Source organism: Leadbettera azotonutricia ZAS-9 (genome assembly GCF_000214355.1).
In the GTDB taxonomy this organism is placed as follows: domain Bacteria; phylum Spirochaetota; class Spirochaetia; order Treponematales; family Breznakiellaceae; genus Leadbettera; species Leadbettera azotonutricia.
Genome location: NC_015577.1, coordinates 172,628 through 185,932, shown reverse-complemented (window position 1 = coordinate 185,932; position 13,305 = coordinate 172,628). Strand labels below are relative to the sequence as shown.

Sequence of the window (13,305 nt, the reverse complement as noted above, 5' to 3'; positions counted from 1 at the left end):
CCTATTTCTCAGTCAGATTATCTACCCCATCGTCCCATTTGTCCGGCTCAGGGGGGCTTGCCTGGAATTTCTCGCAGCGGCCCAGGTAAAGCTTAGCCACAGTGTCGTTATTGTCCCTTTGCCATATGGTGCTAAAAACATTCTTCGCTTCGAGGAATTCTTTTGACTCATAAGCCTTGAATCCCTTATCCCAAAGGCCCGCCATATCCAGCAATGCCTGGGACGCCTCTTCCCTCAATTCCAAAAGTTCAAAGAGCCGCACCGGATCTTTCTTGCCCACCACCCGGACCCGGCTCAAGCCCCGGAGGATAAATTCATCCCCGATCTGGTTTCGGGTAAAGTCGCTGATCAGGATGCCGCCGGTATCGTACTGCTTGTTTACGCCTTCGAGCCGGGCAGCCAGGTTCACTGCATCCCCCATAATCGTATAGTCCATCTTGTCCGGGGTGCCCATGTTCCCAACCACCATGTCCCCGGTATTGATTCCGATTCTGGTATAAAGGGGGCGCTCGGAGCGTATAATCCCTTTTTCTATGAGCTTGCCCAATGGCGAATAAAAGGCGCCTTCAGGATCCATGATTTGCGCCTTTAGCTCAAGCTCCTTCTTCTTCATTTGGATGGCGCTGCGGCATGCAAGGGCTGCGTGCCTTTCGGTCCATATAGGCGCGCCAAAAAACGCGATGATGGCGTCGCCCTCGTATTTATCCACAGTGCCTTCGTTTTCGAGGATAATATTGCTCATTTCCGTCAGGTAGAGATTGAGGAGATTGACCAGGGCACGGGGGCCGTCTTCGCCGTATTCCTTCTGCAAGCCTTCGGATATCGATGAAAAACGCTGAATATCCGTGAAAATAGCGGTCATTTCCCGCTTTTCGCCCCCCAAATCAAGCTTGGAGGGATCGTCAATAAGCTCTTCAATAACCTTTGGAGAAAGGTAGCGCGAAAATGCTCCTTTTATATAACGCTTTTGGCTGCCTTCCGTGGCGTATCCATAAAGGGTAGCTACGATAAAGGCAAATATAGCGGTAATGAGGGGGGCGGCCATGGGAACCCAAATGCCAAATCTATACACCGCTACAGAGCCTGTGAAAAGCAAGGCGAATATCAAAACCGTGCCGCTCACCGTAAGGCGTATACGGCTTGAAAACAGCACTAAAAGTATTATCAATACTGAGGGCAATATAGTAAGGAGCATATCCAGCCACTGGGGGCTCTGCTTTATAAAATCGCCTGTAAGCAAATTGTCCAGCATGGTGATATGGGCGCCCACGCCGGGGTACAGCGAGGATATGGGGGAGGCGAAAATATCATAAAGCCCCGGAGCATAATACCCAAAAAAGACATACGCATCCTTGAAATTTTCCGGAGGCAGGAGGGGCTCTTCGCCCCTGGCGACAGCCTCCGCGCTTTGCAGTATATGCATGGCGCTGTAATTGGGGTATCTCTCAAGATCGCCCTTAAAGCGGAGCAATGTCTTCCCCTCTTTATCAACAGGGATAGTGTAATTGCCCCATTCTATTGTTTTTGCTTCGGGGTTGTCGATAATTTCTTTGCTTTCACCGGTCACCAGAAGGGAGGCTGCGGAAAGCCCTGGTATTGCCCGTCCGTCAAAAAGGGTAAAAAGCCGCATCCGCCTGAATATACCGTCGGAATCAGCCTTGCCATTAATGCTCCCGATAACGCCCGCAGAATTCCTTAACTCGGGTATGGGGAATTGGCCCGCAGTAGCGCCTTCTTCTTCCGAAAGGCTGTAATTGCCCAGGCTGGCTCCAAAACTGCGAGGATCAAAAACCGGCTTGTCCAGCCCAGAAGGCCAGGAACGGGTAATGCCTGTCTGCAAATTGAAGAGGACCCCCTGCGCCACCCTGCCGTATGCGGAGGAAGCCCTGGCAAAGGCAGCATCGTCAGCAGCCCCATAGATTGAAGGTTCGGAAAAAATTACATCGAATGCAATTGACTTTGCACCGCCCAGCCTCATGTAATCCACAATTTCAGCATAAGCCGCACGAGGCCAGGGCCAGCCCCAATGCTTATTTTGATCCGCCCAGTTAAGGCTGTCCTGATCCAAAAAAACAACAATTATATCATTCGACCGGCGGCTTGAATTGGCAAACAATTTCACCCTGAAGTCGTAAAGCTTGTATTCAACATAATCGAAAGCCCCATGAAGATAGCCAAAGACCGCAACAAAGCAAAGAAAGACCGCGATAACTAGTGCGGCCAGAGGTTTGTGGAATTTGGCTAAGAACTGCTTCATTTTTTAAACCTGGACTGGCGGGAAGACAAGGTATCCCTGCCCCTGGTATTGCCCGAGATGCGCCCCAGGCTGGCGATGCGGGATGCGGGAGAAGGGTGGGTATTGTTAAAGCCCCCTGCGTGGGATTTCTGGTTTTTCTCCATAACCTGCAATACCGCAGGAAGCGCGGAAGGGTCATATCCTGCGTTCCTGAGCAGGGCAAGGGCTGTGGTATCGGCCTCGTACTCCTGGCTCTGGGCATAGCCGCTTTTGAACAGCGTTGTAGTCAGACTGCTAACATCTTCCCCAAAAAGCACAGCCCTTTCAGCGGGGCTGGAGTCGCGGCTTGCGATAGCAGCCGCCCTGCGGCCCGCGTCTGTCAGATCCTGCACTGTCCGCTGGGCCTGTATGATCGCTGCCGCATGGCGGAGCTGTATGTGGGCAATTTCGTGGGCAATTACCGCAGCCAGGGCGTCTTCAGAATCGGCGCAGGCAATGAGCCCCCGGGAAAGGAAAATATGCCCTCCGGGAGTTGCAAAGGCGTTGATCTCGGCGCTGTCGAGAATCTCGGCATGATACCCGTTGAACAGCACCGGATTGGGGGAATTCACCGTAATGGCGAGGCAGATCTTGTTGAGGTAGCTGGTCAAATCGGGATTCGCAGTGTAAATTTTATATGAGCCGAGTATGTTCACAGCCACCGCCCTGCCCAGGTAGTAATCGTCGATGGAGGTCATTTCATCCCCAGCCGTTGCCAGGGCTTTATCCATCCCGGAAAGGGCATCCGATACATCGCCTGAAAGCAGGCTGGCCTGCCCGGAGCCCGAAGCTTTTTGGCCCTGGCCCTCGGCGGAAACAGCAAAAACAACCCATAGAGCGCAAAACAACCCAAGGATGAGCTTTTTCATTATTCTCCCGTTAAAAGGCGGCCTTCCTTGAGGAAGGTTTGGAGTTCAGCCAGGGGCACGGAACGCGCCTCCATGGCATCCACCTGTGAATAATCGGCTTTGCCCTGCTGCTTAAAAAGCTTCTCCACCTCGGATGTAAAGCCCTTGCCAGCCATGGCTACTTCCCCGGAATCAATTGAACGGTTTGAGGAGACTACCCGTCTGGCGCTCAAGGCGCCTTCCAGGACCCAGCCCCGGACACCCGCAGCTGTGGTTACTTCAACCCACTTGTTCCCGGCCCGCAAAAAAGTGACAGCATCCCCCAGGGGGAGGCTGGCAAGCAAGTCGGAAAAAATTGACGGGGAGGATTTGACTTCTGCGGTTTTAACCGCCACATAGAGCGTATTGCCGGTTTGGGCAGTGGCAGAACCCAGGGCCAAGAGGAATAACGCCAAAAAAATCATGCTTTTTTTCACCGAAACCTCACCGGCCCAGTGTACACTAAAGCGGTGCAAATATCCAGCTATCAGCAGACGCGCATCAGCAACCCCGCGGCAAGCTGCGAGGGATGCTGTGCTCTTTCTGAAAGAATTTAATCGATCTTGAACCGTGAAACTTCCCGCACCAGGATATCGATGTTGTCCTTGTTGTTTCCGCTAATGGTGTTGACCTGGTTTACCGCGATATTGATCTGGTCAGCCCCGGTGGCCATCTCGTTCATCCCGTTGGTGATTTCCTGGGTAGCCATTTCGAGGTTCTTCCCTTCGGCGATTACCTGCTTCGAGCCTTCGAGCATTTCTTCGGAGCCGCCCTTTACCTGCTGGGTGATCTCGTTCATCTTCGCCACAGCTTCCAGTATCTGCTTGCTCCCCTCGCTCTGCTCTTCCATGGCGTTGCGGATGTTCTCTTCCTGGTCCGCTACTGTCTTTACACCGCTGTCTATGGATTCAAACTTGTTCAAAACCGCGTCTGTCGACTTGCTGATCTTGTCTATCGATTCCTTTATCTTTTTCAATACGTTGCTGATGGTCTTGGACTGCTCGCCGGAATTTTCTGCCAGCTTGCGGATTTCGTCGGCTACTACCGCGAAACCCTTGCCGGCTTCGCCCGCATGAGCCGCTTCGATAGCCGCGTTCATGGAGAGGAGGTTGGTCTGGCTGGCGATATTTTCCATAACCGCGTTGATTTCCAAGAGCCCTTCTGACTCTTTGGATATTTCCTGTATATCCGTCGCAACTTCCTGCAGGCCGCCGCGGCCCATTTCGGATGCATCTGTCAGGTTCTTTACGTTTTCCGCATTCTTGATTAGGGTGGTGGTCACCGACTGAATGTTCGCCAGCATTTGCTCAATAGCGGAGGATGACTGGGCAACGCTCTCGGTCTGCTTGTCCACATGACCGTTCAGCTTATCAATATTGACGGTGATCTGTTCCATAGTCGCATTAGTCTCGGTAACCGACGCACTCTGATTGATGACCCGCCCCTTGATGCTCTGAATGTTGGCGGTGATCTCGTTAATAGCCGCCGCAGTCTCGGTCATGTTGGCAGCCAGCTCGTTGCCTATGTCAAAGAGGGCGGCAGCCTGCTTTTTAATGGTCGCCACAAGGTCGCGGATCTTTTTCAGGGTAGCGTTAAAGAATTTGGAAAGGTCGGCGATTTCATCATTGCCCTTTATATCAATGGTCTTGGTAAGATCCCCTTCGCCTTCGGATATGTCCTTGAGGGTAAGAGTTACATTGAGAATAGGTTTGACGATGAGGGTGGCAACAAAGAAAACAATAATCACCGACAGAATAACGGCTATAATTACCAGAATGACGGCAAAGCGTTCCATTGCGGTAACATCTGCCAAAACCGTCCCGGTGTCTATAATCGCTGTTACTGTCCAGGGGAGAGTTGTTTTGCCAACCACGAAAGGATAGCTCTCTATAAAGAGGCCATTGGATTCTACCATTACGGGCTTTCCGCCTTTCAGGGATATGTCTTCTATGTCCTTGACCCCCTGGGCTCCAAGGGTACCCAGGGAAGCGGTTTGGAATTTTTCGCCGATCCGGGCGGCTACATGGTGGGCCACGATAGTGCCGTCATTGGCATAAAGCCCCGCGCTGCCCTTTGGCGAATTATAGGGTATGATTCCAAGAACTACTTCCTGGGAAGCGTTATAATTCATCTGAACCCCTATCAAGCCAATTACCGCATTGTCTTTGTCCCTGATAATGGGAACCCGGATATCCCCGACTATTGCCTTCTGCCCCGCCACGGTCGTATAAACCGGGTTCGACATATCCGGGGTAGAATCCAGGGCAGCTATCAGGGGTCGCCATTCAATATAGGCCTTCTTCTCTACTGTGCCGCTTTGCCGGGTATACATAGTGATATAATTGCCGCTTTCGTCGCTGCCGGGAGTATTGGCGTAGGCTGCGTCATTGCCGTCAATTACCCCGGGCTTCCATATAGTAAACAACGAAACAAAATTGGCATTTGAGTCCAGCACCGATTTCAGCATATCATCATACTGTTCCCGCCGATTTTCAACAGGCACATCTTCATAGCCATTGAATACCTGACATAGTGTCTGGACGGTATCATAATACACTTCATACCGGGCTTGCAAAAGCTTGGCATACATGCCGGTCTGATATTCCAGGATTTCACGGGCCGATTTTCCCTGCATGCTGCTGGCCCGGAAGAGGAGGACAACGGAGATAACTCCCACCACTACAACCACCAGAGCGACCATAATTAATGTCAATCTAAATTTTAATTTCATTTTTTTACTCCAGAAATAATTATAATTATTTCGTATGATACTATTTTTCTTTCAATATGAATAGCCTCTTTGATTAACCTAACAGATGTTAGGCTGTATTGAACCATGAAATTTCCCGCGCAAGCATTGGTTTTATTCCTTTAACATTGTAGCATTACGGAGAAGGAGCCCTTATGAAAAAGTGTATTGCGGAATTTCTCGGTACCCTGGTGCTGGTACTATTCGGATGTGGGGTGGCTGTGTTCAGCGGCGTGGATTTGACTGCCACTGCCCTGGCCTTTGGCCTTGCCATTGTCGCCATGGCGTACACCATCGGTCCTGTTTCGGGCTGCCATGTGAACCCTGCGGTTTCCCTTGCCATGGCCATCAACAAGCGCATCAGCTGGCTGGAATTTGCCTTCTATGCAGCGGCCCAAATCCTCGGCGCCATTGCCGGCGCGGCCTTGCTCTATGCCATTGTCAAATCGACCGGAGCCAACCCTGCCCAGACCGGCCTTGGGCAGAATGGCTACGGCGCCAACATTGATCTTTGCGGGGCCATAATTGCCGAAGTGGTCCTCACCTTCGTATTTGTCCTTACCATCGTTGCGGTCACCTCGCCGAAAAGCGGCAGCGGAAAAAAGGCAGGCATCGTCATTGGCCTTACCCTCACGTTGATCCATCTTTTGGGCATCAGGCTCACCGGCACCTCGGTTAACCCCGCGCGGAGCCTCGGGCCTGCCCTTCTCCTCATGGGGAATGCCATTGCCCAGGTATGGGTGTTCATCGCGGCCCCGTTGGTTGGCGGCGCTTTGGCTGCCATTTTTGGGAAATTCGTCCTTGGGACCGAAGACTGACTTTTTTGCGGAAAAACAGAAAGTTAGGCTAAACTTACTTGACAAAATTTTTAAGGTGTTGTATCCTATCACTGTTAGGCCATTCTAACAACTCTCCGTTCTAACCGGGTGCATAATACCAAGGCGTGTTACGCCGGCATATTAGGCATCCGGTTTTTTCTGCCCTGACAGTTCATGGATGCTCCGGAAAAATATGTAGTATACTCGTTGGTATGACAGAAAGCACACGCCGCATTATCGAAGCCATACGCGCGGTTCCTGCGGGGAAGGTCTCCTGCTACCGCGATGTGGGCATTGCGGCCGGCCTCCGGAACGGGGCCCGCCAGGTTGTCCGCATCCTCCACTCCATGTCCGAAAGCCAGCATCTGCCCTGGCAGCGCATTATCAGGGCCGATGGGTTCATTGCCCTGGAGAGCTGCGCCGGGAGGGAAGAGCAGACGGCCCTGCTTCGTTCCGAGGGGGTTGCGGTGTCAAAGGCAGGCAAGGTCGATATGGAAAAATTCGGGGTGAAACCTGCTTAAAAGCGGAAATTCAATCGTCCAGGGCAGGCTTCCTGTCCGCCTTCAGGTGGCCGCGCATATGCTTGGAGTTGAGTCGCCTTTCGCGGGCCGCTTTGGAGGGCTTGGTGGGGCGCCGGCGCTTGGGGAGGCTGGCTGACGAAGCGATAAGGGCCTCGGCGCGGGCATAGGCCCGTTCAAGGTTGGTGTGCTGGGAGCGCTCTTCGCTTGCGGCAATGACGAGTTCATCGTTGGTCTCGCCCGAGAGACGGGAGCCCAGGGTTTCCCGGAGGTGGTGCAGCTCTGCTTCGGAAAGGCCCAGGAGATCGCTTAAAAAAAGACGCAGCGTTACCTTGGTGCTGACCTTGTTGACATTCTGCCCGCCGGGACCGCCGGATCTGGAAAAGCTGGTTTCGGCTGCGGCGTGTATGGATTGGCGAAGAAGGGCTGTGTTCAGTTTTATTTCACCGTGTTCTTGAGCTCCGCTGCCTTGTCGGTTTTTTCCCAGGGGAATTCGGAACGACCAAAGTGCCCATAGGAGGCGGTCCTCTGATAGATGGGGCGGCGGAGATCCAGGGTCTTGATAATGCCCGCAGGGGTAAGGTCGAAGATTTTCTTTACCGCGTCTTCGATGTGCTGCTCGCTGATTTTGGCAGTGCCAAAGGTGTCCGCCATGACCGAGACCGGGAAGGGGACGCCGATGGCATAGGCAAGCTCGACTTCGCAGCGTTCGGCCAGGCCCGCAGCAACGATGTTCTTGGCGACATAGCGGGCCATATACGCGGCTGAACGGTCAACCTTGGTGGGATCTTTGCCCGAAAAAGCACCGCCGCCGTGGCGACCCATGCCGCCGTAGGTGTCCACGATAATCTTGCGGCCCGTGAGGCCCGTGTCGCCAAAAGGGCCGCCTGTCACGAAACGGCCTGTGGGATTGATGTAGTACTTGGTGTTTACATCGAGCAGACCTGTGGGTTCAAGTATGGGCTTTATGATTTTCCCGATGATTTCGGCTTTTAATTCATCATAAGCGATTTCAGGGTCATGCTGATGGGATACCACCACCGCATCAATGCGAATCGGCTTGTGGCCTTCATATTCGACGGTCACCTGGCTCTTCGCATCGGGGCGTAGCCACTTGAGGGTTTTGTTCTTGCGGAGTTCAGTGGCTTTATTGAGGAGCTTGTGAGCCAGGGTAATTGGGAGGGGCATGAACTCTTCAGTTTCGTTGCAGGCAAAACCGAACATCATGCCCTGATCCCCTGCGCCCTGCTGGCCTTTGTATTCGTCAAGGCCCGTGCCCGAAACCCCCTGGCTGATGTCCGGGGACTGGCTGTGGATCATGTCGAGAACAGCCATCGACTGGTAGTCAAGGCCGTAGGCGGGGTCGGTGTAGCCAATGTTTTTGACCACCTCCCGCACTACAGTCTGAAAATCCACAAATGTATCGGTAGTGATCTCCCCCCCCACGAGCACGAGGGAAGTGGAGGCAAAGGTCTCGCACGCGACGCGGCTTTGGGGATCCTTGCCAATGCAGGCATCCAGGATTGCGTCGGAAACCTGATCGCAGAGCTTGTCAGGATGCCCTTCGCCTACAGATTCAGACGTAAAAAAATAACGCCGCTCTTCCATGAGACACCTGCCCTTTTACCGGGATTAAAGAGAATTTGCCAGTTTCTTGAGGCCGTCTTCTGTTGCTGTTACGCCTTTCTTGTTGTAAACATAGGCTACATCGTTGAGGCAATCTTTGATGGCTTGCCTGGAAACAGGATTGGCCAGGTTCTTTTGAAGATCCACTACCTTGAGCTTCATCCCGGGTTCGATAAGGTCAGGATCGACGATGTGGCTGTCAGAAGCCAGCATGATAACAGGGAAATAGAACCCGTTGCTGGGGCCGGCTTCCCCTACGCCTGTCAGTTTGCCGTAATAGGTACGGGTAATCTGGGATAGGGAATCCCCCGATTTAACGGTGTAATCCTGGGCATCTGTAAAGATCAACTTGGTCCTATAGGTGTCATAGATCTGCTCCAGGGCGGTATTCACTTTTTCCTGGGTTACATCACCTTCAATTTTTGGGGATGACGACGACGGGGCGGTTTTGCAGGACAGTGCAAAAAAGACTGTCAATGCAACCAAACAAAGGACGGAAATTTTCTTCATATTTTTCTCCTTAAAGTTTCATGAACCAGATATCAGTTTTGCTTAAATCAAATAAAAAGTAAAGACCTATTCGAAGCTAAGGCCAAGGACGCTGTCCACCGGCAGAGCGAAGACAAGGCCTTCTGCTTTGGAGGCAAGCCCGCAGGTCTGGCTAACCGCCTGCATGATGGGCACTTTCTTTTCCCTGTTCGTAAGAATGAGGACTACCTCCTTTTCATCCTGCACCGAGACGCCGAAGAATTTCACAGGCCCCTCGTGGGAAAGACCCCGGGCATCTATCACTGTGCCGCCTATAGCGCCTGCCTCCCGGGCTGCGGTCATGAATTCTTCGCTGTAGCCGCGGTTGATGACGGCAATAATAAGATCGTTGTTGATTTCAGATTTGGTTTCGGCAGCCATGGGGGCCCCTCCTTGCTTTTCAAAGACGATTTTTTCGTTCTGGTGTATGCTTTCTTTAAAAACCCTGAGCAGGGGCGTATTGATTCCCGAAAGGGGGACAGTAAAGGCAATGCCCGCGCCGGGATTATGAAAACCCAGCTTCTTGCGGACTTCCTTTAAAAGCACCGGCACCAGGACTTCCTGCTCCAGGCAGAGCACCAGCGCCTTCTCGCTGGACCCTATGCCCAGAAGGTCGAGTATCTCGGTGCGGGCAGTCCCCGTAGCCTTGCTGATAAAATGGAAACGTACCTTTTCCTCTTCAAAAACATTGGAAATAATCTGAGTTTTGCTCCAATCCACGATAAAGAACACCAATTTTAGCAGTGGCGGGGATTTATCGACATTCTGGGCCTGCTCCGCTGGTTTTTCATCATGCCCGAATTTCCTGAAGATCGGGAGCTTAAAGGGGAATTTGAAGCCGCCGGTTTTGTTCTTAGCCATAAGCGGGCCCCTCCTCGAATACCGTGATGTGCCCTGCTTCGTCCTCGCTTACGCCGCCAATAGTATCGGCCTTCTGTTCCAGCTGGGACGCGGCAAGCTTCTTCTGCTTGAAGCTAAATACCAGGCCCAAAAGCTGGACTACTACCAGGGGGGTCATGGCTACCATGGCCACAATGCCGAAGGCATCATCCATGTGCCCGGCCGTCGCGCAGGCGCCTATGGCAAAGGGCAGCAGGAAGGTGCTGGTCATGGGGCCCGAACATACGCCGCCCGAGTCAAAAGCTATACCAGTAAAAATCGGCGGGACAAAGAAGGTAAGCAGCAAGGCGAATGCATAGCCTGGGACGAGAATGTATAGAATGCTGATATTGAAAAGGATGCGCACCATGGCTATGCCCAAGGCAAGAGCCATGCCAATAGCGAGGGCCTTGGCCATGACTTTTTGGGTGATAGCGCCCTGCGAAACCTCCTCAACCTGCTTGTTCAAAACATGCACCGCAGGCTCCGCAGCCACAATGAAGTAGCCTATGACCATGCTGAGGGGGATCAGCACCCACTTGATGGGGGATGCGCCAAGTTCGCTGCCGAAGAGGCTTCCCACAGGGATAAAGCCCACATCCACTCCGGTGAGGAATACCACGAGTCCTATGAAGGTGTAGACAAAGCCTACGAGTATCCTGACGAGTTGGTGCCTATGGAAACGCCGGGTAATCAGCTGGAATATGAAGAAGAATACCAGAATTGCCCCAAGGGCAGTACCCACATTTTTGATCGTATCGGGAAATTCGAAGAGAAAGGCTTCAAACACATCGCGGTCGGTGTAACCCGCAATAGCGGTAATCTCCTCTTCGGGAAGGCTGTTCGGCGGCACATTGGTGATTTGCAGGACCACGCCGAGGGCCATCACCGATATTATGGGGCCTATGCTGCACAAAGCAACAAAGCCGAAACTGTCGTTTTTGGCGCTTTTGTCGCCCCGGAGGGACGCGACGCCGACGCACATAGCCAGCATAAACGGGACAGTAATCGGGCCTGTCGTTACGCCGCCGGAATCAAAAGACACCGGGACAAAGGCTGTATTGCCATTCTTCGTCATATAGAAGGCCAGCGCGAAGGTGATTCCATAGAAAAACAGTAAGAGGAAGCGCAGGGGCACGCCGATAATTACACGCAATACCGCTATGGCCATGAATATGCCAACACCCAGGCCCACCGTGATAATCAGTACCCAGATGTTAAGTGATTTGGCAAGCTGCAATGCCAGCACCATGAGGTCCGGTTCAGCAATGGTGATGATAACGCCCATCAAAAAGCTGATACCCACAGCCAGAAGCATATTCTGCCCTTTGGTGAGCTGCGCTCCTATGCCTTCGCCCATAGGCATCATAGCCATATCAGCCCCAAGGGTAAAGAACCCCATACCGATGATGAGCAATGCAGCGCCGACTATGAACATTATGATGATGCCCGCAGACATGGGCACAAAGATAATGCTTGCAATGATCACAATCGCCGTGATTGGCAGCACCGATGAGAAGGCTTCCATGATTTTTTCTTTTAATACTTTATTCATTCAAAGCCCTTTTTTTCATTATACGAAACTATTTTATTTTTTTAAAGAGGGGTCACAGACCTTGCACATTTTTGACATTTTCATGGAGAATCCCGGCAGCAATTCGCGGTTTACCTATACGAAATTTTTGGCCTTATTTCCTCGCCGTTTTTGTCCCTATCGTCAAAGCCAATTCCTTGACAATTTCAAGCGGGAGACCGGTTCCCTGCGCTACCTTCTCCGGCTCGATTCCCATGGAAAGAAAATTCCTGGCATCTTCCCTGTGGCTTTCGGCCCGGCCCTCTTCCCGGCCTTCGTTGTACCGGTATTCCAGGGCTTCTTCCTGGTTCCATTCAGCAAACAACATAGTCGAATTGCTTCAAAGAAATACAGTTGCTACTATTCTGTAAACTCCCACACAAAAGAAGAGGTAAGCCATGCAATGCGGGCAGTTTGGGCCACAGGATTATATGGGGGACAATCAGGGTGAGCAGGTATCCAGGTTGTAACAGCAGCAATAACTGATTGAGCTTCTGCAGAATTAAGCCAGTCCAAGAGATTTTTAGTATCTCCGGCGTTATCTAGTCCAAAAGGAATAAGCCATAATAATTCTGCCTGCAAACCAAAACTATCGCCAGGCTCAGGAAAAACAAAAGCTTCAATCTGTGTAGTCCGGTAATCAGGCAAGGTACGTAAACGACTAACCGGTGCGTAAACCCAACATTCTGTGTTACCCAAAAGCGTAAAGATTACTTCATTCCAACTATATGAAAACCCACCATCTTGAAAAGCCCCAGTTTGGAACAGGTTTCTTCTAACTTCATTCCACATTGCTTTGTCTTGAATAAAGCGCCCCGGGCTTTCCTGTAAAAGCCGAGCGGTCCATGAACTTACCGCTTTTTGATCCCTGCCGGGAAGAAGAAGAAGCCCGCCAAGATTGCTCTGATCAGGAGCTATTATCCGCTCGCGAGTTAAGGACGGAGTAGTACGTTTATTGAATATAAACCAGGGATCCAACGCAAGCACATAAGCGTCTCCATACCTCCGTGTACGGGCAAGCCTCTCGTAAGCAAAGATTATTGGGAGCTCTTCTTTTGAAGCTGAATTTTGTTCACTGCCCTGATTATTTTTTAATTGTACCCCTGCAAGTCTTTTGGTAGTAACAACAAAACCGGAGGCATCAGCAGGAATCGGTGTTTCACTGCCTAATATTTTTACACTTCCCTCTTTATGGTAAGGAGCAAACTCTTTAGGAGCCTCTGCAAGTATTTTCTCCCAATTCGTTGCAATGCCCTCATCAACATACCAAACAACGTTTGTCGTTTTTGCATTCTTTTTGGGATAGAAAAAAAGAATGCTTCCAATAACGAGAACAAAAATACCAACAATCAAAAGCAAAAGCTTCGTTTTAAAAATTTTCTTTTTGCTGCTATATTTATTACTGGTTCTTTTACTACTCAATATTTCCCCTATATGCCAAATACATTGCGA

At 51.5% G+C, this 13,305-nt stretch carries 13 protein-coding genes; 2 read left to right on the top strand and 11 right to left on the bottom strand.

Features of this window, described 5'->3' with window-relative positions:
• Position 1 precedes the first annotated feature (1 nt).
• From TREAZ_RS00785 to TREAZ_RS00770, 4 genes are all read right to left on the bottom strand, one after another.
• Complete coding sequence (locus TREAZ_RS00785) at positions 2-2,257, bottom strand: CHASE2 domain-containing protein (RefSeq protein WP_015709876.1); 2,256 nt, start codon at positions 2,255-2,257, stop codon at positions 2-4.
• Positions 2,254-3,144, bottom strand: coding sequence for a M48 family metalloprotease (locus tag TREAZ_RS00780; protein ID WP_015709875.1), 891 nt, complete (start codon positions 3,142-3,144; stop codon positions 2,254-2,256). The genes TREAZ_RS00785 and TREAZ_RS00780 overlap by 4 nt, the downstream gene beginning before the upstream one ends.
• Positions 3,144-3,599, bottom strand: coding sequence for an SH3 domain-containing protein (locus TREAZ_RS00775; RefSeq protein WP_043922643.1), 456 nt, complete (start codon positions 3,597-3,599; stop codon positions 3,144-3,146). The genes TREAZ_RS00780 and TREAZ_RS00775 overlap by 1 nt, the downstream gene beginning before the upstream one ends.
• A gap of 116 nt (positions 3,600-3,715) precedes the next feature.
• Positions 3,716-5,893: a methyl-accepting chemotaxis protein gene (locus TREAZ_RS00770; protein WP_015709873.1), complete on the bottom strand. Its 2,178-nt coding sequence runs from the start codon at positions 5,891-5,893 to the stop codon at positions 3,716-3,718.
• A 173-nt stretch (positions 5,894-6,066) separates the two neighbouring features.
• Here TREAZ_RS00770 and TREAZ_RS00765 point away from each other — a divergent pair, with 173 nt between their 5' ends.
• Both TREAZ_RS00765 and TREAZ_RS00760 read left to right on the top strand, forming a co-directional pair.
• The gene (locus TREAZ_RS00765) at positions 6,067-6,729 is read left to right on the top strand and encodes an MIP/aquaporin family protein (protein WP_015709872.1); all 663 of its coding nucleotides are present in this window, start codon (positions 6,067-6,069) and stop codon (positions 6,727-6,729) included.
• 212 nt (positions 6,730-6,941) lie between these two features.
• Entirely contained in the window at positions 6,942-7,250 is a 309-nt protein-coding gene (locus TREAZ_RS00760) for an MGMT family protein (protein ID WP_015709871.1), read from the top strand.
• 10 nt (positions 7,251-7,260) lie between these two features.
• Here TREAZ_RS00760 and arfB read toward each other — a convergent pair whose 3' ends face one another.
• The 7 genes from arfB to TREAZ_RS00730 form a co-directional block, all read right to left on the bottom strand.
• Positions 7,261-7,656, bottom strand: coding sequence for an alternative ribosome rescue aminoacyl-tRNA hydrolase ArfB (arfB, locus tag TREAZ_RS17620; protein ID WP_245535111.1), 396 nt, complete (start codon positions 7,654-7,656; stop codon positions 7,261-7,263).
• A gap of 29 nt (positions 7,657-7,685) precedes the next feature.
• A complete protein-coding gene (gene metK / locus TREAZ_RS00755) occupies positions 7,686-8,855 on the bottom strand; it encodes a methionine adenosyltransferase (protein WP_015709870.1) in 1,170 nt (389 codons plus the stop codon).
• Positions 8,856-8,879: 24 nt separating this feature from the next.
• The gene (locus tag TREAZ_RS00750; protein WP_015709869.1) at positions 8,880-9,383 is read right to left on the bottom strand and encodes a LysM peptidoglycan-binding domain-containing protein; all 504 of its coding nucleotides are present in this window, start codon (positions 9,381-9,383) and stop codon (positions 8,880-8,882) included.
• 66 nt (positions 9,384-9,449) lie between these two features.
• Complete coding sequence (locus tag TREAZ_RS00745) at positions 9,450-10,262, bottom strand: P-II family nitrogen regulator (RefSeq protein ID WP_015709868.1); 813 nt, start codon at positions 10,260-10,262, stop codon at positions 9,450-9,452.
• On the bottom strand, positions 10,255-11,835 hold the full coding sequence (locus TREAZ_RS00740; RefSeq protein ID WP_015709867.1) for a DUF1538 domain-containing protein: 1,581 nt from the start codon (positions 11,833-11,835) through the stop codon (positions 10,255-10,257). Before TREAZ_RS00740 ends, TREAZ_RS00745 begins: the two co-directional genes overlap by 8 nt.
• 133 nt (positions 11,836-11,968) lie before the next feature.
• The gene (locus TREAZ_RS00735; RefSeq protein ID WP_015709866.1) at positions 11,969-12,181 is read right to left on the bottom strand and encodes a hypothetical protein; all 213 of its coding nucleotides are present in this window, start codon (positions 12,179-12,181) and stop codon (positions 11,969-11,971) included.
• A gap of 32 nt (positions 12,182-12,213) precedes the next feature.
• A complete protein-coding gene (locus tag TREAZ_RS00730) occupies positions 12,214-13,275 on the bottom strand; it encodes a hypothetical protein (RefSeq protein WP_015709865.1) in 1,062 nt (353 codons plus the stop codon).
• Positions 13,276-13,305: the final 30 nt, after the last annotated feature.